The 19,581-nt window shown below is 61.0% G+C and carries 17 protein-coding genes and 1 pseudogene; 7 read left to right on the forward strand and 11 right to left on the reverse strand.

Annotated features, from left to right (window positions below; all coding sequences use genetic code 11):
• Positions 1–127: 127 nt before the first annotated feature.
• From GR183_RS01755 to GR183_RS21855, 4 genes and pseudogenes are all read left to right on the forward strand, one after another.
• Complete coding sequence (locus GR183_RS01755) at positions 128–1,834, forward strand: ABC transporter ATP-binding protein/permease (RefSeq protein ID WP_160773856.1); 1,707 nt, start codon at positions 128–130, stop codon at positions 1,832–1,834.
• A gap of 33 nt (positions 1,835–1,867) precedes the next feature.
• Positions 1,868–3,118, forward strand: a complete 1,251-nt coding sequence (locus GR183_RS01760; RefSeq protein WP_202395791.1) for a glucoamylase family protein — start codon at positions 1,868–1,870, stop codon at positions 3,116–3,118.
• Positions 3,119–3,155: 37 nt separating this feature from the next.
• Positions 3,156–3,743 (forward strand): annotated as a pseudogene (locus GR183_RS21850) (alpha-amylase family glycosyl hydrolase); the annotation flags it as partial.
• A 6-nt stretch (positions 3,744–3,749) separates the two neighbouring features.
• On the forward strand, positions 3,750–4,226 hold the full coding sequence (locus GR183_RS21855; RefSeq protein WP_260513339.1) for an MFS transporter: 477 nt from the start codon (positions 3,750–3,752) through the stop codon (positions 4,224–4,226).
• Positions 4,227–4,811: 585 nt separating this feature from the next.
• Here GR183_RS21855 and GR183_RS01770 read toward each other — a convergent pair.
• From GR183_RS01770 to GR183_RS01790, 5 genes are all read right to left on the reverse strand, one after another.
• The gene (locus GR183_RS01770; protein WP_160773859.1) at positions 4,812–5,429 is read right to left on the reverse strand and encodes a hypothetical protein; all 618 of its coding nucleotides are present in this window, start codon (positions 5,427–5,429) and stop codon (positions 4,812–4,814) included.
• A 614-nt stretch (positions 5,430–6,043) separates the two neighbouring features.
• Positions 6,044–7,753: a SulP family inorganic anion transporter gene (locus GR183_RS01775; protein ID WP_160773860.1), complete on the reverse strand. Its 1,710-nt coding sequence runs from the start codon at positions 7,751–7,753 to the stop codon at positions 6,044–6,046.
• A gap of 53 nt (positions 7,754–7,806) precedes the next feature.
• Entirely contained in the window at positions 7,807–9,021 is a 1,215-nt protein-coding gene (locus GR183_RS01780) for an AI-2E family transporter (RefSeq protein ID WP_160773861.1), read from the reverse strand.
• A 479-nt stretch (positions 9,022–9,500) separates the two neighbouring features.
• Positions 9,501–10,109, reverse strand: a complete 609-nt coding sequence (locus tag GR183_RS01785; RefSeq protein WP_160773862.1) for a cytochrome b/b6 domain-containing protein — start codon at positions 10,107–10,109, stop codon at positions 9,501–9,503.
• On the reverse strand, positions 10,109–10,396 hold the full coding sequence (locus tag GR183_RS01790; RefSeq protein ID WP_160773863.1) for a PepSY domain-containing protein: 288 nt from the start codon (positions 10,394–10,396) through the stop codon (positions 10,109–10,111). Before GR183_RS01790 ends, GR183_RS01785 begins: the two co-directional genes overlap by 1 nt.
• A 137-nt stretch (positions 10,397–10,533) precedes the next feature.
• Here GR183_RS01790 and GR183_RS01795 point away from each other — a divergent pair, with 137 nt between their 5' ends.
• From GR183_RS01795 to GR183_RS01805, 3 genes are read left to right on the forward strand one after another with little or no spacing between them, the layout of a single operon-like run.
• A complete protein-coding gene (locus GR183_RS01795; RefSeq protein ID WP_160773864.1) occupies positions 10,534–10,866 on the forward strand; it encodes a PepSY domain-containing protein in 333 nt (110 codons plus the stop codon).
• Positions 10,866–11,534 carry a response regulator transcription factor gene (locus GR183_RS01800; protein ID WP_160773865.1) on the forward strand — a complete coding sequence of 223 codons (669 nt, stop codon included), beginning with the start codon at positions 10,866–10,868 and terminating at the stop codon, positions 11,532–11,534. Before GR183_RS01795 ends, GR183_RS01800 begins: the two co-directional genes overlap by 1 nt.
• Positions 11,531–12,892: a sensor histidine kinase gene (locus tag GR183_RS01805; protein ID WP_160773866.1), complete on the forward strand. Its 1,362-nt coding sequence runs from the start codon at positions 11,531–11,533 to the stop codon at positions 12,890–12,892. The genes GR183_RS01800 and GR183_RS01805 overlap by 4 nt, the downstream gene beginning before the upstream one ends.
• A 127-nt stretch (positions 12,893–13,019) precedes the next feature.
• On the opposite strand, the gene GR183_RS01810 is transcribed toward GR183_RS01805, so the two are convergent.
• From GR183_RS01810 to GR183_RS01835, 6 genes are all read right to left on the reverse strand, one after another.
• The gene (locus tag GR183_RS01810) at positions 13,020–13,442 is read right to left on the reverse strand and encodes a c-type cytochrome (RefSeq protein WP_160773867.1); all 423 of its coding nucleotides are present in this window, start codon (positions 13,440–13,442) and stop codon (positions 13,020–13,022) included.
• Complete coding sequence (gene cueR / locus GR183_RS01815) at positions 13,439–13,834, reverse strand: Cu(I)-responsive transcriptional regulator (RefSeq protein ID WP_160773868.1); 396 nt, start codon at positions 13,832–13,834, stop codon at positions 13,439–13,441. Before cueR ends, GR183_RS01810 begins: the two co-directional genes overlap by 4 nt.
• A 3-nt stretch (positions 13,835–13,837) precedes the next feature.
• A complete protein-coding gene (locus GR183_RS01820) occupies positions 13,838–14,167 on the reverse strand; it encodes an SHOCT domain-containing protein (RefSeq protein ID WP_208999724.1) in 330 nt (109 codons plus the stop codon).
• 163 nt (positions 14,168–14,330) lie between these two features.
• Positions 14,331–16,700 carry a heavy metal translocating P-type ATPase gene (locus GR183_RS01825; RefSeq protein WP_160773869.1) on the reverse strand — a complete coding sequence of 790 codons (2,370 nt, stop codon included), beginning with the start codon at positions 16,698–16,700 and terminating at the stop codon, positions 14,331–14,333.
• 163 nt (positions 16,701–16,863) lie between these two features.
• On the reverse strand, positions 16,864–18,219 hold the full coding sequence (locus GR183_RS01830; protein WP_160773870.1) for a TRAP transporter large permease: 1,356 nt from the start codon (positions 18,217–18,219) through the stop codon (positions 16,864–16,866).
• Complete coding sequence (locus GR183_RS01835; RefSeq protein ID WP_160773871.1) at positions 18,219–19,559, reverse strand: TRAP transporter small permease subunit; 1,341 nt, start codon at positions 19,557–19,559, stop codon at positions 18,219–18,221. The genes GR183_RS01830 and GR183_RS01835 overlap by 1 nt, the downstream gene beginning before the upstream one ends.
• Positions 19,560–19,581: the final 22 nt, after the last annotated feature.

A 19,581-nucleotide genomic window follows, 5' to 3' on the forward strand; every position in this document is an offset into this window, starting at 1 on the left:
GATCCCTGATGACGCGCCAACATCCCATGTTGCGGGGAGTCGGCAAGACCGCGCGGCTTGGCGAAGCGTTTTTGCACAACTCGGCTCTCTGCTGCATGCGCTCGGGGCTTCAACGGAACGGCGGCGATTGGTTCTGCTGGCATTGGGTATCGTTCTCGTCCTGATCGCCACCGTGGCCGGTCAGGTCAGACTAAACCTCTGGCAAGGCAGCTTCTACGACGCACTGGAACGCAAGGATATACAGGCTTTCATGCAACAGATCGTGGTGTTCCTCGCCATAATCAGTGTGCTGCTGACGCTGGCCGTCGGCCAGACCTGGTTGCAGGAAATGATAAAGGTCAGGCTGCGTGAATGGATGACGCACGACTTGCTGGACGAGTGGCTGATGGGCAACCGCGCCTACTGGATGCAGTTCGCCGGCGAGATTGGCATCAACCCGGACCAGCGTATGCAGGAGGATGCGCGCCATCTGACGGAGCTTTCCGCGAGCCTGGGCATCGGGTTTCTGCAAGCCTCGCTGCTTCTCGTCTCATTTCTCGGGGTGCTCTGGGTGCTGTCGGAGCAGGTCATGTTCTCGCTCAATGGCCACAGCTTCTCCATTCCCGGCTACATGGTCTGGTGCGCTCTTGCGTTCGCGACCGCAGGCTCCTGGTTGAGCTGGTGGGTCGGGCGCCCGCTCATCCAGCTCAATTACGATCGCTACAGCGCCGAGGCCGACCTTCGTTTCGCCATGGTGCGGGACAACGAAAACGCCGAGGGTATCGCGCTACGTGACGGCGAGAAGGATGAGCGCAAACTGTTCGACGGAACGATCGATCGTCTAATCGGCGTCATGTGCCGGTTGGCCAACGGCCTTGCGCGGCTGACCTGGGTTACGTCCGGATACGGCTGGCTCGCGCTTGTGGCACCCATTCTCGTTGCCGCTCCCGGCTACTTCGGCGGCAGCCTGTCGTTCGGCGGCCTCATGATGGTGGTGGGCGCCTTCTTTCAGGTTCAACAGTCGTTGCGTTGGTACGTCGACAATTTTGCCGGGATAGCGGATTGGCGTGCCACGCTCTCGCGCATCGTCAACTTCCGGGATGCCCTGCTGAAAGTCGACGAAATGCACCGCAATGTTCCGCGGATCGCGATGTCCGCGAGCGCTTCCGGCAATCTGGTACTGGACGACGTCACTCTCTATCTCCCCAATGGCCAGGCGGCCCTGGACGCGCCTCATATCGAGGTGGCACCGGGCAAGCATGTCCTGATTGTCGGCGGTTCGGGATCGGGCAAGACTGCGCTCGTCCTGGCGTTTGCCGGACTATGGCCCTGGGGCACCGGCACAATTCGCATGCCCGCGCAGGAAAGCGTGCTGTTCTTGCGCGAGCGGCCATATCTGCCATTGGGCACGCTGCGATCCGTCATGGGATATCCTGCGCCGCCAAAGCCGATCGACGATGCGATGATCTGCGGGGCGCTCAAGCAGGTCGGGCTCGAGTATCTGGACGCTTCGCTCGACCGCGAGGAGCGATGGGACAAAACCCTGGCTCTCGACGAGCAGCAGCGCCTTGCTTTCGCGCATCTCCTTATCTACGCGCCGAAATGGGTTTTCCTCGACGATGCCCTGAGCGCTCTCGATGAAAAGCAGCGTGAGGAGCTGATGGCCGTCTTCTACGGCCCCCTGTCCGGAACGACCGTTATCAGCACCAGCCGAATGCCTGAGCAGGATCACTTCTACAACCGGACTTTCAATCTTCGCCGGCTTCCGGGCGGCGAGCGCCTCCCGGTCCAATCCAAAGACAGCCGGAATGCAGCTCCAGATGCGATTGCGGCGCAGGCGCCTGTCCAAGCCTAGGTCACCAATATGACACAAGGGGTCCGACGGTCGATGAAGCACTTGCTCGAGCTGGACGATGCCGCACTGCTCGAACTCGTCCAGAGGCAGACCTTCGGCTACTTCTGGGATTTTGCGCATCCCGTCAGCGGGCTAGCGCGCGACCGCAGCGGCCCGTACTTCAGGTATCATGTTGATCTGGTCGCAACGGGCGCGTCCGGGTTCGGCATAATGGCGATCGTCGTTGCCGCCGAACGTTCCTGGATCACGCGTATCGAGGCTCTGCGCCGGGTCTTGCGGATGGCCCGGTTCCTCCGCAGGGTCAAGCGGCACCACGGCGTCTTCCCGCATTTTTTCAATGGCAGAACCGGAGCAACTATTCCATTCTCAGACAAGGACGACGGTGGCGATCTCGTCGAGACGTCATATCTCGTCGCGGGCCTTCTTGCCGCGCGCCAGTATTTCGACCGCGACACCGGCGAGGAACGCGAGCTTCGTCAACGCATCGACGAGCTCTGCCAGGACGTAGAATGGAGCTGGTACACGCGGGGCGGCTCCGACGTTCTTTTTTGGCATTGGAGCCCGCATCACGGCTGGGAGATGAACCTTGAGATCCGCGGCTGGAACGAGTGTCTGATCACGTATGTGCTCGCCGCGTCCTCCAGCGCCCACGCGATATCCGCCGACGTCTATCATCGCGGATGGGCCGGCGGTCCCGACTTCAAGAACGGCAAGGAATTTTACGGGATACATCTGCCGCTGGGGCCGGACTACGGCGGCCCGCTGTTTTTTGCACATTACTCGTTCCTGGGGCTCGATCCGCGCTTGCTCACAGACCGCTACGCTGACTACTGGGAACAGAACGTCAACCACACGCTCATCAATCGTGAGCATTGCATTCGCAATCCGCAGGGCTGCGAGGGATATGGGCCCGCGTGCTGGGGGCTCACCGCCAGCGATGACTATTTGGGCTATCACGCCCACTCCCCCGCCAGCGACATGGGCGTCATCTCGCCGACGGCGGCACTGTCGTCCTTTCCCTATACGCCCGAGCATTCAATGGAGGCCCTGCGACATTTCTGTGCCGTTCACGGCAAAAGGATCTGGCGCGAATACGGCTTCGTGGATGCGTTCAGCGAGACGCGGGGCTGGTATGCGAAATGGCACGTCGGCATCGACCAGGGGCCGATCGTCATAATGATCGAGAACCACCGTTCGGGCCTCATCTGGAAGCTGCTCATGAGCTGCCCGGAGGTCCAGAGCGCCTTGCTCCTGCTCGGCTTCACGGCTCCCGAACTCAGGTGAAGGAGCGACTTGGATCTCAGATAGGCGGGATCGAAAGATGACACTCGAAAGGGAACGAGCCTGGTGGCAGCGGTCGGTCATCTATGAGGTCTACCCGCGCTCGTTTCAGGACATCAACGGCGACGGTATCGGCGATCTTCGGGGCATCATCGCGCGGGCAGACTATCTGGCATGGCTCGGCATCGACGCGGTGTGGATTGCACCATTCTATCGTTCGCCGATGGCGGACTTCGGCTATGACATCGCAGATTACCTCGATGTCGACCCCATATTCGGCACACTTGCCGATTTCGACAGGCTGGTTGCGGCGCTGCACGCCCGCAGTATCCGCATCATCCTCGATTTCGTTCCGAACCATACCTCCGATCAACACCCGTGGTTCAAGGAGGCGCGCAGCTCGCTCGATAGCGCGAAACGCGACTGGTACATCTGGCGCGATCCGAAAGCCGACGGGGGGGCGCCGAACAACTGGCAGTGTTTCCCGGCCGGTAGCGCATGGGAACTCGATAGAGCGACCGGTCAGTACTATCTGCACTCCTTTCTGGCTCAGCAGCCGGATCTCAACTGGCGCAATCGCCGCGTGCGCGAAGCCATGTATGATGTATTGCGCTTCTGGCTCGACCGCGCCGCAATGCTTGCCGGAGCCGGATTGTTGGCGCTTTCGATGGCAATTGCCGTCTTTCTCGATAGCTATTGGATGCTGCTGGCGCTCTGGTTTGCGGTCGGCATGGCCTATTCGCTGGCGCAAGTGCCATCCGGGCGGCTGTTGCGGCGTTCCGCGCATGAGGCGGACCGGCCTGCGATCTATGCCGCCCAATTTGCGCTGTCGCACGCCTGCTGGCTGGTGACGTATCCCCTGGCCGGCCGGTTCGGCAACCTTGCGGGCCTGTCCGCCACAGCCCTGGTACTGGCGGGGATTGCGGGTTTCGCAACGGCCGTGGCGATGTGGCTCTGGCCTGCGGACGACCCGGAAGAGATCGAGCATCAACACCGCGAACTGCCGCCGGACCATCCTCACCTGAAAAAGGGAGAGAGGTCCGCTCAAAAACGTCACCGCCACGCATATGTCATCGACGAGCTGCACCCCACCTGGCCGACTTCGCATTGATGGGATAACGGCCGGTCGGGCTCAGGCTCGATCTATTGCTTGTCGGTATAAAGGCCGGTCCACTTGTCGTCGCCACGATCGAGATCTATCTTCAGTTTTTTGCACTGGCCAAACTCGATCGAACCCCTCTCTGAGGCCCATAAGCGGTGGGATAGGGCGCTCGTCGGATCGTGCCAGTAGTAGACGCCCTGTATGCGGACAGGCAACTCGCCCTTGTTGGCAAGGCCGTCGCAATCGCCGAACGCCCCTCGGGGGGTATGCGCCGTAACCCTTAATCATGGATCGCCGTCAGGTAGGTGGCGGCGAACTTGTCGATACCGACGATTTGCCGCGTCGTGGAATTCACCCTGGTTGCGTGGCCATCAATCGCGCAGAAAAGACCGGGCGCTCCGCCTCGACCCCGTCCAGCATGGCCGCTGTCGGTAGATCATCGCGAAACGCGTTGAAACGAATGCCATGGCCGGGAATAACGTCGACGTGCGGGTTTCCGTCTCATCTTCGCTCTTCACAGGGCTTTGATGATCCAAAAATTCTTCCATCGAAATTGATCGCTTCTGTATCGCGCGATTGCCGACGGCTTGCGATCTATGCCTGTTCGCCTGCGCGCCTCACAATCAGAAAGCCGGTGGAGGAGATGAAACCCGCGGTCGCCCAGTAGGTAACCCATGCCTGGGGGCTCGTGCCGGACGATTCCACGAACATTGCAAACCCCATTTGTGCCGAGAAGAACAGGAAACCCGATACGATGATTGCCACACCGTATTCCGTGTAGCGTTCCAGAACGCGAAAGATGGCGGCAACGACGAGCATTAGAACGGTCGCGTTATGAGCCACCGTCCCCGCGGCGGCATGTTGATGATGTCCGGTGAAGACCAAAGCTGCAACCGCGACGCCCACTACAACGGGAAGCGAAGGGGGGATATTGCCCGCCCTGAGAATGACAAGACCGCACAAGCCAAGCGCCAGTACAAGGCCCATGAGTCCAACATGCTCTTGTTCCGCATGTCCGGCCCCGTCGAATATGCCCAACGGGGGATGCATGATGAAAGTATCCACCAGGATATAGATCGCACCGGCGCAGATTGAGAGCCATGCTTCAATTCTCGTGAGGCGAACTCCCTTGTCGCCGGAAAGTATGGCGAATGCACCAAGCGCCACCAGAAACGCGGAAGGTCCGAGATGTCCAAAAAATTGATCGACCACATTCCGTTCCCGGCTGGGCACAAGCAATATCCATAGCGTAACGGCCGCAAGAAACTGCAAGGCCGAGATAGCCCAAATGAACCGGTTTCGACTTTTCTCCATCTGACCGCCTCCCTCACCCTCGAAACGAAGAATATATAAAGCAATCAGGAAAGGATATTAAGCGAACCTGATAATCGTATGCCCCTTTTGACGCTGTATATAAACGGATTTTCTTTCTTCTCTGCTTGCAGAAGTTGCTGGCGAGCGGGTTCGGTGGCAAGGCGCGTGCTTGTCGTGGCGGTATGCGGTTTCGGTGACGATGTGCTCAAGACATTGATTCCGGGTGGTTTTCTTGTCACGAAAGCGGTTCCGATTTAGTAGAAAGCGCAACTGACAAACGTCGCGGAAAACTCGAGACCGCCATCATCGCGACGCGAACTGGTTATAGCCCTCAAGCTGAAGCCGCTGGAAGGCTGGGTATGAGTGCTGATCGAGGGGCTATTGGCGTTTGCGGCCGGATCCGGATTTTCCGCAGCTTCCAAGTTCCGCCATTTGGACTATCGGTCTGCTGACAGGCATCAATCTGCTTTCGTAGGGTTGGGCTTCTTTCTTCATCGCTCCGGCTGCAGGCATCAGATCTGCCGCTCATTCCCTGTTCCGCCGTGAAAGGCACCCACAAGGTCCATATGTGACGCGAAAAAAGCGTTCTCTCCGACCATCCGGCTGACGCCATATCGGTCCAGCTCGGCCCTTACCTCCGGCTCGACCATGACGAATACGAGCCGGATTCCCCGTTTCTTTAGGTAATCGCAAACCGTAACCAGCGCCTGTCCGGCCGAAAAATCGACCTCGTCGATCGCGGAAGCGTCTATGCAGAACCAACGCAGGTCGCGCTCGGTCTCGGTGAGCGACACGACCTCTCTCGAGAACTGTTCCGCATTGGCATAGTACATGCTGTGCGAAAAACGATAGACGAGAAGTCCGGGCTCGAGTTCGCCCGGATTATCGATCGGCTGGGCGCGCCATCCGATCCCGTCCGCTTTCACAAGGACGGCATTCTTCGGTCGATAGCCCCTGCGTGTGTGGTTGATCAGGGACAGGGCCATCGCAAGCAGCACGCCCTGTTCGACGCCAACCAGAACCACCACCGCGGCGGTGACAAGAGCCACCCAGAACTCCGACCGCGCCTGACTGAAAATCTTGTGCATGCCCCGAATGTCGATCAGATCGATGCCGATCATGAACACGACAGCGGACAAGACGGCTTGCGGCATCAGGGCCAGCGGACCCGTGAGGAACAGGATTACGACCAGCACCACGGCGGCAGTCACCAGCTGCGCGAGCTGATTGCGCCCGCCGGCCCTGTCGACCATCTCGGTCTTGGTGGGGCTGCCGTTGACAACGAAAGTGCCCGATAGACCGGCGCCGAGATTGGCCAGACCGAGACCGACCAGGTCGGTGTTTTCGTCGAAGCGCTCGTCATATCGTGCGGCATAGGCAATGGACGTGGCGGCGCTCTGGGCCAGGATGACGACAACCATGGAAAGCGCGGTCGGCAGCAAATTCTGGATCAACTGCCAGTTCCATTCCACGTCCGGCAGGCCGATCGTTGGAAGACCGCTGGGGATCGTTCCAAGTGTGGAGATGCCATAGGATTCAAGATCCATCGCCCAGCTTGCGGCGATGACGCCGACCACCGCCAGCAGCGGGCCCGGGATCCGCGGCGATATACGACGGCATCCGATGATCAAGATGAGCACTGAGGCTGCGACGGCAAAGGTGGGACCGTTGATCCGGCCGAGTTCGTGCAGCGCGCGGGTTAGCTTCTCCGCCGTCCCGTGACCGCCGTCATCGATCCCCAATAGCCTCGGCAATTCACCGAGAGCCACCTGGATGCCGACACCAGTCAGAAAACCCACAAGCACGGTGCGCGAGAGAAAATCGGCCAGGAATCCGAGACCTAGAATGCGCGCCATGATGAGCAGCAACGCCGCCAGCAGCGCCAGTAGCGAAGCCAGCGCCACATATTCGCTGGAGCCTGTTGCGGCAATTCCGGCCAATCCGGATGCAAGGATCGCGGCGGTTGCTGAATCGGCGCCGACGACAAGATGTCTTGAGGAGCCGAACAGCGCAAACAGCGCCATCGGAATGAGGATGGTGTAGAGCCCGGTGATGACCGGAGTTCCCGCGATCTTGGTGTATCCCATCACCTCGGGGATCGCGAGGCTGGCAAAGGTCAGTCCGGCCACTATCTCCGCCGGAACGTCCGCCATGCGGATCGGCAACATGCCTTGAAGGAAAGGCAGCCTGAATTCCCTGGTCGTGGATTTCTGGGAGGTCATCGATGCCGTCTGCTGATCTTGGTAGCATGGCCGCCGCGCCCGGCAGCCGGGATTCAGGCATTTGTCTTCACGGTCTCGGGTCCTTCGCGAGCGGTCCTGATTTCGTCGTGGGCCTTTTTGTCGGAGCGGTTTTCCGCCTCGGTCGGGGCCGGCTCTTGCTGGCCTTCGTCGAGATAGGGCGTATCCGTCAGCCCGTCCGCGCGCAGATAGTCCTCCAGGACGCTCCAGATTGTTATGAACAGCCCGGCGATGACGGGTCCGATGATCAGGCCGACGGCACCGAATATGGCAAGGCCGCCAAAGGTGCTGACAAGAACCAGAAGGTCGGGCATCTGGGTATCGCGGCCGACGAGAACGGGGCGCAAAATGTTGTCGACGGTTGTCACGGCGAGAGCGGTCCAGGCGGCAAGGCCCGCCGCGGCAAGATACTGCTCGTTGACGGCCAGCACGATGACGCCCGGGACAAGAACGAGCGTTGGTCCGATACCGGGAATGACGGAGAGGACCGCCATCACGCAACCCCAGAAGGCGGCGCCGGGCAAACCGGTCGCCCAAAAACCGAGCCCTCCAAGAAACCCTTGCGCGACGCCGATCAGGAAGGTGCCCTTGATCGTGGCCCGGCTGATGGAAATGACCCGATCGCCAAGCGTTTTCTGGACGCCCTGAGGAAGGCCGGAATGCGCCAGCATCTGCCGGAACATGTTGGACCTCTGCGGCAGAAAGAAAATCATGGCATAGACCATGATGAACAGATCGAGAAAGAACCGCACCGTGCCCCTGGTCGCCTGGGAGAGAACCGACACGAACAGGTTGGCGATCTCGCCGGCTGCTTCGCTGATCTTGGCGGCGATCCGCGCGCTCAGCGCGGCAAAATCGAGCTTGAAGGGAATCCAGGCCGGAAGGGAGGCTTCTATGGCTTTCAGATCGAGGGTTTCCGCCCACAAGGTGACGTCCGCGGCAACACTCACCGCCTGCTGGGCGCCAAGCACAATCACCGCAATCAGGGGCAGCAATACGCCCGTCGATAGCGCCAGCAGGGTCAGGGCAACGGCAATTTTCTGACGCTTGCCCACATGTTCGTGAATCCAGCGGTAAATCGGTGATGCCATCGCGCTGAAGATCGCGGCCAGAAACAGCGCGATCAGGTAATCCCAGACAAGACCCAGAAAAACGGCGCCGATGGCAAGCGCGGTCATTCCCACCAGAAGAAGTTGAAACTGGGCCTTGCCGAGCCGCACTCCGGCTGCCGGAACACTGGTGTTTTCCATCACGACCTCGTGCCGACCGTTCAATGCGTCGTCAGCGTAAGATCAAACCGGCTGGCGGTATAGTGCAATTGGTGCAGGCAAAGTCTTGCAGGGCGGTTGAAGATGGCGACCTGCCGAATTCACGAGATAAGTGTAGCAATCGCCAAGATGTTGCCGTGCTGAACTGGAATTGCGAACAGAGCATATCCCGCAAAATCCGACCCGAATTTCGCGACGGGAATTCGCTCCGGTTGAGCCTGCGGGAGCGGGCAGGTTTCACGTTCGGACACCGCCTCATCCAGGCGTATTCGGGAGAACCGAACTTGGTATCGCCCTTGTCTTGCGCGGTAAAATTGGTACCCGCGCGAAGACAAGAGCGATTTGCCCGACTATTCGAAGGTGTCGCCATGGGTCGCGTGGCCGACGTCGAAGCATGGGCGCTTTTTCAAGCGGTCACGAGGCATCCTGCGTTCATGAGCCCGCCTGCCGGCGTTACCGCTTCAGCGGGTCTGCTCGGCGCGTCCGGCCCGTTTTCTGCCGGTAACCATTGCGCGGACCAGGTTTTCGCGGTGCTCGAAGCTTGCCACGGCAACGCCTGCCAGATGCAAGCCGACAAGCAGCAGCGCGAAATTGGCGAGTGCTTCGTGAACCTCCTCCACCCATTCGACGCCCCAATAGGCATCGGTGGTCATCATGATACCCGTTGCGCAGATACCGCCTATGGTGACGATCAGCGCCACGACCATTGCACCGCCCGCGGGATTGTGGCCGATGTAGCGTTTGGCTTTCAGCCTCGCCGTATCGGCCAGATATCCGGCCACTGCCGACGGCCGATAGATGAAGTCCGAAAACCGGGCGTATTTGGTTCCGACAATTCCCCAAACGATGCGAACGCCGAGCAGGCCGGCGATGGCATAGCCGGTCGCTTCGTGAAGCGTCTTGAGTTCATCGCCTGTCAGCCAGGCGATGGCAAACGTTGCCGCCAGCGCCCAATGAAATATCCGCACGAGCGGATCCCAGACACGTACGGTGCCGGAGCTTGCGTCTGCCGATGCCGTCACCGGCGGCATAACGCCGCCGGCTTGGGCTGCTTCCCTGACGGCTGACATCAGTCGTCCCGATCGCTCTTCAGCATCTCGCCGGTCACGGGGTGGACGTAGGCCTCGATGCGGTGGCCGTCCTTGTCTATCGCGTAGATTTCATAGGCGCCGTCTTCCACCTTGACCTGGCGCACGTCATAGCCCTCCGCCTTGTATTTCTCCGTCACCTGGGGGATGGAGAGCCATTGATCGCGCGGGGCGTTGATACGCAGGTCGTCGTCACCCGAGGCGAATGCGGCTCCCGCGCCGGCTGTCAGAAGTACGGAAAGGGAAGATGCGATCAGAAACTTGTGCATGGGATAAACTCCGTTTTCGATGTGTGAAGCGGCCTCCTGCCGCCCGACGCAACGGACCATGCTCGAAATGTCCTGACGCCACGCTGTTGATGCATGTCAGCGAATTGTCAGTCTGTATGGGGTATTGATCCCGATTGATGAAAACCCTGTCCGACAAACGCTTCATTGCCCTTGTCGCCGCCGCCGTCCTTTCCGGCGGCGTGACCGCGCTTGCGGATGACGGTAAATACGATGACCATAGCGACCATGAGCGTGCGCGCCATGCTTTGGAAAAGGGTGAGGTTCGCCCCCTTGCCGATATCCTCGACAGCGTGGGGGGCGATCTTGGCGGCAAGCTCGTGGGCGTCGATTTCGAACGCGAAGACGGACGATACGTTTACGAATTCAAGGTCATAACGCCATCTGGCCGATTGCGCGAGGTGTATGTTGATGCCAACACCGCGCAGATCCTCAAGAGCGAGGACGAGTGATGCGCATTCTCCTCGTCGAGGACGAGCCGCGGATCGTCGCCGATGTCGCGACGACCTTGCGGTCCGCGGGCTACGTGGTGGAGATCGCCGATAACGGCGAGGATGCGTGGTTTCTCGGAGATACGGAGGACTACGATCTCATCGTTCTCGATCTCGGCCTGCCGAAGCTTGACGGTCTCGCGGTTCTCAAGCGCTGGCGTCACGCAGGGCGCACCATGCCTGTACTCGTTCTCACCGCCCGTGGAGCCTGGGCGGAACGGGTGGAAGGTATCGACGCCGGCGCGGACGATTACCTGCCGAAGCCTTTTCGCATGGAAGAGCTTATCGCCCGCGTGCGCGCCCTGATACGCCGGTCCACGGGCAACGCCTCATCGCTGATCGAGGCGGGGTCGCTGAGCCTTGACGTAAAGCAGATGCGCCTTGCCCGAAACGGTGTGCCGGTCTCCCTTTCCCCGCTCGAATACCGCCTCGTAGCCTATCTCATGCATCACAAGGGGCGGGTGGTGCCGCCGGGCGAACTTCTCGAACATCTTTATGGCGACGACGACGCGCGCGACCCCAATGCCCTGGAGGCCGTCGTCGCGCGATTGCGCAAGAAGATCGGTGCCACCGGCACGATCGAGACGCGCCGTGGCTTCGGCTACGCGATACCAGACGATGCGAAATGACCCGTGGTTCGCTGCGCCTTCGCCTGCTTGTCGCCGGGGCCGCGTCGATACTGATCGCCCTTGGTGTTTCCGTGCTCGGCCTGATGTTTTTGTTCGAACGCCATGTCGAACGGCGTGTGGAAGCCGAGCTTGGCGTCTTTCTCGACCAGATCGTGTCTGCGCTCGACAAGACGCCGGAAGGAACGCTTGTCTTGTCGCGCGATCCTGCCGATCCGAGATTTCGCGTTCCGCTTTCCGGGCTCTACTGGCAAGTCGATACGGGTGACGGTCTCATTCGCTCCCGTTCATTGTGGGACACGCAATTGCAGCTTCCAGCGGACGAGCTCTCGAATGCAGGGGTTCACCGGCACCGCATCGACGGGCCCGCGGGACAGCGGCTGATCACCCTGGAGCGCAGCGTTCTCCTGCCCACGCCCCTCGGCGGGGGCAAAATCCGGGCTGCGGTCGCGCTCGATGCCGCCGACGTCACGGCCGCGACCATGGCATTCGCAGCCGATTTGCTGCCCTACCTCGCGGTATTCGCGCTGGTCCTGATTGTTGCGGCCTATGTGCAGGTCTCGGTCGGCCTTCGTCCGCTCGCCGCGATCCGCCGTCGCCTTGCCGCCATCGGCGAGGGCCGCACGTCCCGGGTCGGCACGGGATTTCCCGACGAGATCCTCCCCTTGGCAAGGGAACTCGACGGTTTGCTCGAGGCAAGGGAAATGCAGGTGGAGAGGGCGCGAGCACGCGCGGCGGATCTGGCGCATGGCCTGAAGACACCCCTTCAGGTGCTGATCGGCGACGTAAACCGCCTGCGTACGAAAGGGGAAACGGTAATTGCGGACGAAATTGACCAGGTGGTCGACACCATGCAGCGCCATGTCGAAAAGGAACTCGTGCGCGCACGCGTGGCGGCGGGGGCGCTGGATGCAACGGCGGATGTTGCGAGTGTTATCGAACGCGTTCTTTCCGTGGTCGGCCGAACGCCGGAAGGGGCAAAGCTTAACTGGTCGCTCGACATGGCAGACAAGGCGGTGGCGCGCGTCGACCCCGACGATCTGGCCGAAGCCCTCGGCAATCTTCTCGAGAATGCGGCCCGTCACGCCCGCAGCCGGGTCGTTACGACGGTGCGCCTGCAAGGGCAGATGCTGTCGATCCGGATCGTCGACGACGGACCGGGTATCCCGGAAGACAGGCTCGCCGAAATGACACAACGCGGTGCGCGCCTGGATAGTGCGGGAGATGGGGCGGGGCTCGGCCTCGCGATCGTGCAGGACATCGCGGAAGCGTGGGGCGGCAATCTGCAAATCTCCAACGCCGGGCCGGGATTTGAAGCGACACTGGCGCTCGAGCGCGCCAGCTCACATTCCCCGGCATAAGCCCTGGCGTCGAAACCTCCGCCGTCATCATTGCAGAACGCGGTGCGCGAATGCGCGAGGGCGGCGATCTTATTTTCCGGCTTCGTGATAAGGCACAGGCTTGGGAGCGCGCCCTTCGATCACGGCGTCACGATATCCCGTTCGCCCGTTGCAGGGTACGAACATATTCGACAATCTTGGCGATATCGTTTTCCGTCAGGCCCTCGACCGGCGGCATGTCGCCGAAGGGCCAATGATGGGCGCGCACGCCACGTGCCGCCGCAAGATAAAAAGCTCCATCCGCATGATGTCCCGGCTCGTAGATTTTATGAACCAGGGGAGGGCCGAAGCCTTCCCTGCCGGCGGCATTCTCGCCGTGACAACTTGCGCAATTGGCGGAAAACAGGGCTTCGCCGGCCTCGGCAACGCCCGTCATTTCCGGCACCTCGACTGAAACGATAGCCTTGCCGGCTGGCGCCTTGCCGGTGTCTCGGCTTTCGAAGCCGAATCGATAGGCGACGGCAGCGGCCGCCGCGATGCCGACCAGAAGCAGAATGCCCTTTTGCTTCATGCGTCGTGCTTCCCGGCAAGGTCGTCGATGATCGGGCACTCCGGGCGGTTGTCTCCGCTACAATGCGAGACGAGGTGTTTCAGGGTTGCCTCGAGCGATTTCAGTTCGCGGATTTTTTCCCTGATCTCCGAAAGCTTCGCATTGGCAATGGTCTTGACGTCCGCACTGGAGCGTCCTTCATCGTCGTAAAGCGACAGAAGCTGGCGGCATTCATCGATCGTGAAGCCGAGGCTTCTTGCACGCTGAAGAAATCGCAGCCGGTGCACATCCTGAACCGAATAATCCCGGTATCCGTTTTCCGCACGGCCCGGTTTGATGAGGCGGATATCCTCGTAGTACCGGATCGTCTTCGCGGGAAGGTTCGACTTTTCCGATGCGTGACCGATGTTCATTGCCTAGCCCTCAAGCGCCTTGCGGCGTTCCTCGTATTCGGCCACGTCAATCTCGCCACGGGCCAGGCGCAATTTCAACGTTTCCAGCGCGTCGCCGCTTTTCTTCGAAGCGTTGTCCCGATCCATGAACCAGCGCACGGCAATGACGACCAGAAAGATGATGAGCGCCCAAAACAGAAACATCATCCCGAAGCCCATGAATCCGAAACCGTAGCCATCTCCCCACATGTGGCCATGGTAACCTCGGAAGTCGTTCGATTGTGCCACTGCGGCGCCATTCATCGCCGCAAGCAGCGTCATGCCGCCGAGGGCCGTAGATAGATACCTGTTCATTTTTCTCTCCATTTCGCTTTTTTGAAATTCATGCGTTGACCCTAGAGCCGTTCTCCGAGCAATAACCTGTTGGGGAAATAACCGATTGATATACCTCAATTTTATAGGCCTCTTTTCAGGTTGCGATAATCCTCGCTTGCTTTCCCTTACGTTTATTGCGCCGTCAAAGCCGGATGTTTCGGAGCCTCAACGAATTGGTGATGACCGAGACCGAGGAAAGGCTCATGGCGGCCGCCGCGATCATCGGCGAAAGAAGCGTCCCGAATACCGGATACAGCACGCCGGCGGCGATCGGCACGCCGAGCGCGTTGTAGACGAAAGCGAAGAACAGGTTCTGCTTGATGTTCCTGATCGTCGCCTTCGCGAGCTTTCGCGCGCGGACTATGCCGTTCAAATCTCCCTTGACGAGCGTGAGGCCGGCACTTTCCACCGCGACGTCCGCCCCGGTGCCCATCGCGATGCCGACATGGGCGCTCGCAAGAGCGGGAGCGTCGTTCACGCCGTCGCCCGCCATGGCGACGGAACGGCCCTTTGCATGGAACTCCTCCACCAGCGCCTGTTTGTCTTCCGGCAGCACCTGCGCCCGCACATCGTCAATACCGAGCTTTCCGGCGACCGCGCGCGCGGTTCGCTCGTTATCGCCGGTTGCCATGATGATCGTCAGGCCAAGCTCGTGCAGCGCGCGGATGGCATCCGCCGTCGTTTCCTTGACCGGATCGGCCACAGCCAGGAGCCCGATCAGTTTACCTTCGCAAGCAACGAACATCGCCGTCTTGCCTTTGTCGCTCAGGTCTTGGGCCTTGTCGGATAAACGGTCCGTGGCAATGCCGAGATGGTCCATCATCGCCCGGTTGCCGAGCGCAACGGACTTGCCGGCGATTTCCCCGGTCACGCCCTTGCCTGTAATGGCTTCGAACTCTGAAGCCGATGAAAGCTCAAGGTTGCGTTCGCGCGCGGCATCGACGATCGCATCGGCAAGAGGATGTTCCGATCCCCGCTCAAGGCTTGCGGCAAGCCGCAGGACATCCGCCTCATCGCCATTCTCGGCGATGACATCCGTGAGCTTCGGCTTTCCCTCCGTCAGCGTTCCCGTCTTGTCGACGATCAGCGTATCGACGTGGGCGAAGCGTTCCAGCGCCTCGGCATCCTTGATCAGGACGCCCGCCTGCGCGCCGCGTCCGGTCGCCGTCATGATCGACATCGGCGTCGCAAGCCCCAGCGCGCAGGGACAGGCGATGATCAGCACGGACACCGCCGAAACGATGGCGAAGATCATCGATGGCGGGGGCCCGAAGATCGCCCAGACCACGAAGGCTACGACCGCGACAAGCACGACGGCGGGAACGAACCATGCCGCAACGCGATCCGCCAGCCCCTGAATCGGCGCCCGCGACCTTTGCGCCTTCGCCACCATGTCGACGATGCGTGAGAGCATCGTGTCCGCGCCGACGCGTTCGGCCACCATGACGAGCGTTCCGTTCTTGTTGAGCGTGCCGCCGGTGACGCTGTCGCCGGCTTCCTTTTCGACCGGAACGGGCTCTCCGGTGATCATGGACTCATCCACCGACGAGCGGCCTTCGGCGATGCTGCCGTCGACGGGAATGCTGTCGCCAGGGCGAATGCGCAGCCGGTCGCCGGATTTCACCTCATCCAGCGGCACTTCTTCCTCGTTCCCGTCAGCAAGGATGCGCCGCGCGGTTTTCGGCGCAAGGTCGAGCAGCGCGCGGATTGCCGAACCCGTGCGCTCGCGCGCGCGCAACTCCATCACCTGACCAAGGAAAACCAGCGCAATGATGACGGCGGCGGCTTCGAAATAGACCGGCACATGGCCGCTTTCCATCCGGAATGAAGCGGGAAACGCCCCCGGAAAGAGCGTCGCCACCACGCTGTATCCATAGGCCGCACCGACCCCGAGGCCGATGAGCGTCCACATGTTCGGGCTGAGGTTGACGAACGAATGATAGGCGCGCTCGAAGAAGGGAATCGCCGCCCAAAGGACCACCGGCGTCGCGAGCAGGAACTCGAGCCAGACGGAAACGCCTTCGCCGAGCCAGCCTCGAATGGGAATGCCGATCATCGGCCCCATCGTCAGCACGAGAAGCGGGATGGCGCATGCCGCACTGATCCAGAAACGGCGGGTGAAATCGACCAGTTCCGGGTTCGGGCCCTCGTCGCCGGAAGGAACGCCCATCGGCTCGAGCGCCATGCCGCATATCGGGCAGGACCCCGGCTCGTCGCGGATGATTTCGGGGTGCATCGGGCAGGTGTACTTCGTGCCGGACGGCATAGGCTCCGGTTCCGGCCTGTCTCCCAGGTATTTCCGAGGGTCTTCGACGAACCTGTCGTGGCACCTTTGGCTGCAGAAGAAATAGCGATGGCCGGCGTGATCGCGGGAGGGCGTGTCCTCGCCGGGCGTTACCTTCATGCCGCAGACGGGATCCGTGACCGAATGCGCGTGTTCGCCGTGAGCATGACCATGGCCATGCGCGCGCTCAACGTTGCTGACGGAGGATTCGCTTTCTCGACCGTTCATCTGTTCGCCTTTCGGCTCATGGAACAGTCCAATAGATAATTATTCCAGTGACTGGAAGGTCAAGTGTCTCTCGTCCTTTTCGGGAGTTGGCGTCCTCCAGGCTGATATGGCGAAAGAAAAGGCCGGCGCGAAGGCCGGCCCATAATGCCCGTTACACGGTGCGCTATCCGTACACCTGATTGGGCAGCCAGGTAATGATCTGCGGGAAGAGCATGCAAAGCGCGAGCCCTATGAGCTGTATCGCCAGGAAGGGAAGCGCGGAGCGGAAGATGTCGGACATCGGAATGGAGTCCGGCGCGACACCGCGCAGGTAGAAGAGCGCATAGCCGAACGGCGGCGACAGGAAGCTCATCTGCATGTTCACCAGATAGATCACGCCGAACCACAGGACGAGATCGTCAGGACTGTCCAGGCCGAAGGACGCCGCCCCGAGCGCCTTGACGATCGGCACGAAGATCGGCACGCACAACAGCAGGATGCCGACCCAGTCGAGGAACATGCCGAGCACGATCAGCACGATCTGCATGAGGATCAGGATGCCCCAGGGGCCGAAACCCGTTCCCTGCAGAGCGCCTTGCACGAACTCCTGCCCGCCTTCCAGCACGTAGAGGCCGACGAAGATCGTCGCGCCGAACATGATCCAGATGACCATGGCCGATGCCTTCAGCGTGGTTATGCAGGCCTCGCGCACCGTCGGCCAGTCGAGCTTGCGGTGGATGGCGGCGACGATGAATGCGCCGAAGGTGCCGATGCCGGCGGCTTCCACGGGCGTTGCGATGCCGGTGAAGATGACGCCCAAAACGATGACGATAAGCGCTATAGGCGCGGACATCTTGGAAACGAGCGAGACTTTCTCGCGCGTCGACACGCGCTCTTCGACCGGAATCGGGGGGCCGAGTCTGGGGTTCACGTAGGAGCGGATGGTCACATAGAGGATGTAGAGGCCGGAAAGCATCAGCCCCGGAAACACGGCGCCGATGAAAAGCTCGCCGACGGACTGTTCGGCCACGACCGCGTAGATGATAGCCAGGATCGATGGCGGGATAAGGATGCCGAGCGTGCCGCCTGCCATGATGGAGCCCATGGCGATCTTTGGGTCGTACTGGCGCTTGAGCATGGCCGGAAGCGCGATGATGCCCATGGTCACGACGGCGGCGCCGATCACGCCGACCATCGCCGCGAGGATCGTCGATGCGATGATCGTGGCGGAGGCAAGCCCGCCCTTGATGCCGCCCAGCACCTTGTAGATGACATCGAACATGTCGTTGATGATCCCGGCTCGCTCCAGCATTGCTGCCATGAAGATGAAGAGCGGGATCGCCGAAAGCTGATAGTTCGTCATCAACGGGAAAATGCGGCTCGGCACGATATTGAGCGCTTGCGCATCGCCCAGGACGAAGAGGAAGACGCACGCAAGCCCGCCCGTGACGAAGGCGAGCGGCAGCCCCGCCATCAGAAGGACCAGCAGGGACCCGAACATGATGAGCGTCAGCCACTCGATGGAAAGTTCAAGACCCATTAGTCAGCCTCTTTGACGGTATTTGCGCTGTTGAAGACGGTACGGACGTCCTGCGCGATCTTCGAAATGCCCTGCAGGACGAGCAGCAGCCCGCCGACGACCATGACCCATTTCATCGGCCACAGCGGCACCTCCCACTCGTTGAAGGAAATTTCGCCCCAGCGGATGTTCGGGTCCGTCCATTGGGAAAGCGTGATCCGCGACAGCATCTCGAAAAAGCCCGTCTGGCCGCGTGCCCAGTCGGAAACGACGCTGTTGCCGGAAGGGGCTGCAATCGCATCGAAGGCGAAGATGTAGCTGGTCACCAGAAGCGTGCCGGCGAAGATGAAGAAGAAGACGGACGTCAGCAGATTGACGATCGCCCGGCGGCGCGAGGACATGGCGGCGTAGAAGACGTCGACGCGCACATGGGCTTCCGTCAGCATCGCGTAGGAACCGGCGATCAGATACTGCATGCCGAACATGAGGTACATCGCCTCATGCGCCCAGTTCGTCGGCGAATTGAAGACGTAGCGGGCGATGACCTCGTAATAATAGACGAAGACGGCGATCACGGCCCAGTAGCTCACGAACTCGCCGGCGTAGAGCGACAACCGGTCTATCCAGCCGGTCCAGCCTTGCGAAACGTGCTCGATATCTTCCTTTTGCTCCTGGGCCTCAATCGCCGCTAGCGCCTGCTCGGCTTCCGAAACCGGCTCCTCGTGAATGCCGGCATTGGCGCGGGCGACCATCGAGGGAAGGAGAATGGCATCTACGGCCATGAGGGCGAGGATGAGATAGAAGGCGTAGGATGCGGCATTGTGCCAGAACGAGCGCTGCCCGCGCACCTCTTCGGCGACCGGTCTCATCGCCTCGAGCTCGGCGCGCGCCTCTTCGATCCTGGCCTGGCCGCTCTCGATCCTTCGTTCGGCACGCTCAAGCTGACGCTCGGCGCTGCGTTTGGCGAAGGAGCCTTCTTCCGCCGCTTCGGCGTCGGCCCTCAGCTTGTCGAGATCGGCAAGGGCGGTCTCGACGCGCGGTTCCTCGCGCTCGATCGTGCGTTCGGCGATGCGCAAGGTGTTGTTCGCGTCCGAAAGTACGGAGCGCGCATCGTTCGCCGCGCCGTTGGCGTAAAGGATGAATCCGAAGATCGGGATGAAGATCAGCCCGAGCAGGCTTTTGAGATAGAGGCGGTGCAGGCCGATCAACCCGCCGGTGATAAGGATCATATAGCCGAGCGGCAGCGAATATCGCCCGCTTTTGGTCTTTGGCCGGCGCGCAAGCCACATGGCGGCCAGCGGGAAGAAGATGAGGCCGAGCCAATAGGCCCAGTGCGGCAGCGTGAAATCTAGGCTTGGCATTCAGGCACCTGAAGGCGGGAGA

It is taken from the genome of Stappia sediminis, from assembly GCF_009826895.1.
Lineage (GTDB): Bacteria > Pseudomonadota > Alphaproteobacteria > Rhizobiales > Stappiaceae > Hongsoonwoonella > Hongsoonwoonella sediminis.

Coding starts and splice junctions, on each gene's coding strand:
- GR183_RS01830 (WP_160773870.1), bottom strand. CDS start 18,219: ATGGGTCTTGAACTTTCCATCGAGTGGCTGACGCTCATCATGTTCGGG.
- GR183_RS01805 (WP_160773866.1), top strand. CDS start 11,531: ATGACCCGTGGTTCGCTGCGCCTTCGCCTGCTTGTCGCCGGGGCCGCG.
- GR183_RS01760 (WP_202395791.1), top strand. CDS start 1,868: ATGAAGCACTTGCTCGAGCTGGACGATGCCGCACTGCTCGAACTCGTC.
- GR183_RS21855 (WP_260513339.1), top strand. CDS start 3,750: ATGCTTGCCGGAGCCGGATTGTTGGCGCTTTCGATGGCAATTGCCGTC.
- GR183_RS01780 (WP_160773861.1), bottom strand. CDS start 9,021: ATGGAAAACACCAGTGTTCCGGCAGCCGGAGTGCGGCTCGGCAAGGCC.
- GR183_RS01810 (WP_160773867.1), bottom strand. CDS start 13,442: ATGAAGCAAAAGGGCATTCTGCTTCTGGTCGGCATCGCGGCGGCCGCT.
- GR183_RS01785 (WP_160773862.1), bottom strand. CDS start 10,109: ATGTCAGCCGTCAGGGAAGCAGCCCAAGCCGGCGGCGTTATGCCGCCG.
- GR183_RS01820 (WP_208999724.1), bottom strand. CDS start 14,167: ATGAACAGGTATCTATCTACGGCCCTCGGCGGCATGACGCTGCTTGCG.
- GR183_RS01775 (WP_160773860.1), bottom strand. CDS start 7,753: ATGACCTCCCAGAAATCCACGACCAGGGAATTCAGGCTGCCTTTCCTT.
- GR183_RS01835 (WP_160773871.1), bottom strand. CDS start 19,559: ATGCCAAGCCTAGATTTCACGCTGCCGCACTGGGCCTATTGGCTCGGC.
- GR183_RS01795 (WP_160773864.1), top strand. CDS start 10,534: ATGAAAACCCTGTCCGACAAACGCTTCATTGCCCTTGTCGCCGCCGCC.
- GR183_RS01800 (WP_160773865.1), top strand. CDS start 10,866: ATGCGCATTCTCCTCGTCGAGGACGAGCCGCGGATCGTCGCCGATGTC.
- cueR (WP_160773868.1), bottom strand. CDS start 13,834: ATGAACATCGGTCACGCATCGGAAAAGTCGAACCTTCCCGCGAAGACG.
- GR183_RS01825 (WP_160773869.1), bottom strand. CDS start 16,700: ATGAACGGTCGAGAAAGCGAATCCTCCGTCAGCAACGTTGAGCGCGCG.
- GR183_RS01790 (WP_160773863.1), bottom strand. CDS start 10,396: ATGCACAAGTTTCTGATCGCATCTTCCCTTTCCGTACTTCTGACAGCC.